Source organism: Methanococcus voltae, from assembly GCF_017875395.1.
Classification (GTDB): Archaea; AGJL01; Methanococci; order Methanococcales; family Methanococcaceae; genus Methanococcus; species Methanococcus voltae_C.
Genome location: NZ_JAGGMO010000012.1, coordinates 1 through 4,188, shown reverse-complemented (window position 1 = coordinate 4,188; position 4,188 = coordinate 1). Strand labels below are relative to the sequence as shown.

The following is a 4,188-nucleotide window of genomic DNA, read 5'->3' as shown; positions in this document are numbered from 1 at the left end:
CTTTCATTAGCAGATGGAGCTTACTCATTCGTAGTAAATGCTACAGACGATAATGGAAATGAAAACAGTTCTGAAGTTGTAAACTTTGTAGTAGATACAACAGGACCTACTGTGCAACTTATACGCCCAACAGTTGGTACAACAGTATCTGGCAAACTTGTAGTTGTAGCAAACGTTACAGATATAAGTGATATAGCTAGCGTTCAAGCAATTATCACTGGACCAACCACTAAAACTGTAAATTTAACCTACAATGCAACTACTGAAATGTATGAAAACGATAGTATTTTATTGAATAATGGAGGTCACTCAATTTCAATAAATGCAACAGATGTATTAGGTAATAATTTCATATATCCTGGAGGAACCATTATGGTAGATGCTATATCGCCTATAATAAGTGATGTAGAACCATTAAACAATACAATAGTATCCGGTGACTTTGTGATAAATGCAACAGTAACCGAAAATAACACTATTGATAAAGTTGTAGTAGTAATAACTCCAGAAGGAGAAGTTGCTCAAGCACCAATAGATTTAGTATTAAATGATACTACAGGAAAATACGAAGTTAGACTTAATACATTAACTAGTGGAAAATATTCATTCGTATTAGCTGCAAACGATACATACGGTAACGCTAATATGACATCATTCTATAACATCACTGTAGACGCTACAGGACCTGCAATAAATGTTACAAACCCATTAGAAGGTATGGTAACACCTGAAGGAGTTATATTTACAGCAAACGTTACAGATGTAAGTAACATAGATAGCGTTCAAGCAATTGTGACTTCTGGAGCAACTACACAAATTGTAAATTTATCATATAACACAACAACTGAATTATATGAAAACGATAGCATTTCATTTAACGAAGGAGCTCACTCATTCGTAGTAAATGCAACAGATGCTAAAGGAAATAAAAATAGTTCTGAAGTTATAAACTTTGTAGTAGATGCAACAGCACCTGTAATTACAAATGCTAAACCTGTAAACAATGGTTTTGCAAAAGGTACCTTTAAAATAAACGCAACAGTAACTGATGCTAATCTTACATCAGTCGTAGCCTTTACAAATGACCAGGCAGATATTGTATTAAATCAGGTAGGGACCTCTAACGTTTACGAAAGTGCTGAATTATCCAGACCTAGTGGTAACTACGAATATGGTATTTTAGCTACAGACGCAGCAGGTAATACTGCAATAGTAAGTGGTACATTTACAGTAGATGCAACAGCACCTGTAGTTGTAAGTACAACACCTAACGCAGGAACTGTAATACCTAATAACTTTAAAATAGGGGCTGAAGTTACCGAAGCAAATGTGGATACAGCTATAGCTACACTCACGAAAGCCGGTGTTTCAACAACAGACATAGCTTTAAGGCTCAATACTACCTCAAATAGGTATGAAACTGAAATTATTGATGCTTTCCCTACTGGCGACTATACCTACAATGTAACTATAACCGATAAAGCAGGAAACTCAGTTACATCAAATTCAGTCGGCTTTAAATTAGATGTTAATGACCCAGTAATTACAAATGCTAAACCTGCAACAGGTTCAACAGTACCTGGAGCATTTAAAATAAACGCAACAGTAACTGACGATAATATCGATACAGTTGTAGCAAAACTTAACGATTCAGAAACACCTATTACATTATCTTTAGGTGCATCTAACTTCTATGAAAGTAGCGCATTAACTAAAGAAACTGGTAACTACAAATACACCATTATAGCTACAGATTTAGCAGGAAATACTGCAAATACAACAGCTACATTCACAGTAGATGCAACAGCACCTGAAATTGTAAGCACAAAACCAAGTGCAGGTATGACTGTTGGTAGTGCAACAAACATACAAGTAACAGTTAATGAAAAATCAACCGTTAATATATCATTAATAAATTCAACAAATGTATTAAATCCAATTGAATTAACATTAATTGAAGATTCAGTTAATACAAATTTACATACTGGAAGTGTTTCCAATTTAAAAACTGGAGAATACACTTTAAAAATAACTGCAATAGATGAATATGGAAATAAATTAAATAACGAAGGAATTGTATTTAATGTAAATGCAGCACTTCCTGTAGTTGAAATTGCAAAACCTACAACTGGTTCATTATTCAATGACGCTACAGCACCTATATTAATTAACGTAACTGGTGAAGAAGGTGCAACAGTAAACGCAACAGTTTATGAAAACGTAACTGGCGTTGGTTTAACTGCTGTTGAAACTATTGACTTAGTTAAAGATGGTGAAACTACTGACTTTACAGGATACACGTCAATTGGATTGTCAGAAGGTAACTATACAGTAATTGCACGTGCTAAAAGCATGTATAATAACACAGCTACTTCATCAGCAGCTCACTTTAAAATAGATTTAACAAACCCTAGCGTTACCGATATTAAACCTATCGATGGTAGCGTACTAAATGACGGATTTAAAATAAATGCAACATTATTCGATAAAAATGGAATTAAAAACGCTACTGCGACAATAGTTGCAGAAGATTCAAACGAAACTATCTTAGTATTGACTAAAATAGGTGACTCAAATACCTATGAAAGTATTGCTATTAGTGGTTTAGATGATGGTGCATACACATACACAATAACTGCATACGATAACGCTGGAAACTCAAATACTAGTGATTCAAGCAGTTTCTCAATGGATACAACAGCACCTACAATAAGTGAAGTAAGACCTGTAAAAGGCTATGTTTACATTGACAACACAAATATAGTTATTAAAGCTGTAGTTGAAGATGAAAATATAGATAAGGTTAATGCTACACTCACAATTCCAGAAGTAGCAAGTACTAATATTACAATGAATAGCATTGGAAATAATATCTATGAAACCAGCAAAATCGATGCTGAATTACAAAATGGTACATACTTATTTACAATAACTGCTATTGATACATTAGGAAATAAAATAACAACCGAAGAATATAACTTCTCAGTTAAATTATTGGATAACGAGACAGTTAAAGAAGCATTAAAAAACATTAGCATTAGTGCTGATGTTTGGGACGAAATAAACATTAGTAACATAACAACCGAAGAACACGACGGTTACAATATTACATCTCTCAAATTCAGTAACGAATCATTGGAAATTCCAGTAATGGAAAATGTTTCGACAAACATCTCATTAGAATTAAAAACGAAACTCCAACAAGCTAATGAAAAAGCTAAAGAGTTAAATGTTCAATTAAGAACTTCTGCTGAAGCTGAAAGCTCATTAAATAAAATTAAGGAATCATTAGAGCAAGGCGCATTATTGAACAATGGATTTAACGTTACAAACGTTACTTCAGAAATAACTACAAGTTCAAACGTGGTTTCAGCAAACCTTAAATTTATTGCAAAAGATACCGCTCCAAAAGGATATGTTATATTTAGAATACCATTAGGTGACTTTGCATTGAGCAGCATCACCGTTAATGATGGTACAGAAACTAAAATAACAACTACAAAATCAGAAATGGGTTGGTATAGAATAATAACAAACGATAATGGTAAAATCTTAGAATTAACATTATTAAAAGACCCTGAAGTTGACGTTGAATTGCAAAAAATCTTGCCTACTACATCATCTAGTTCATCTAGAAGTAGTGGAGGTGGCGGCGGTCACTACAGCTCAGATTCAATTACAACAAGTAACATGATTTCAGGTTCAAAAATAGTTTACTCAAATCTTGACAAAAACTATGCAAAATCATTAAAGAGCTCAGTTACTGCATACTCAAAAGACATTAAAATAGACGGCGATACAATTATCGTTGGCGGTCCTTTGGCAAACGCATTAACAAAAGAATACATGAACCAATTCCCAGTGTCAATTACAAATTCAAACCCTGGAGAAAACAAAGGTATCATACAAATGATGACTATTAAGTCAGAAGGAACTGGTATCGTTCAAGAATACACAGTTGTATTACTTGCTGGTTCAGATAGATTCGGTACACAAGCTGCCGTAGAATACTTTAAAACACTTAGCGAAGTTCCTGAAGAACCTATCTTAGTAGAATGGGTAGATGGAAAAGCTAAAAAAATTAATTAATTAATAATTAAGCTGTTAAACTAGTAAGCTAGTAAGCTTTACTTAAGTTTTGATGAAACTTTTTTCAAAAGTTTCTGGAAAAGCTAAAAAAATTAATTA

The 4,188-nt window shown here is 33.4% G+C and carries 1 protein-coding gene; it reads left to right on the top strand.

The window, feature by feature from the left end; all coding sequences use genetic code 11:
* Window positions 1-4,089: Ig-like domain-containing protein (locus tag J2127_RS08435; protein WP_209733126.1), on the top strand; the 4,089-nt coding region annotated here is incomplete at its 5' end.
* Window positions 4,090-4,188 lie beyond the last annotated feature (99 nt).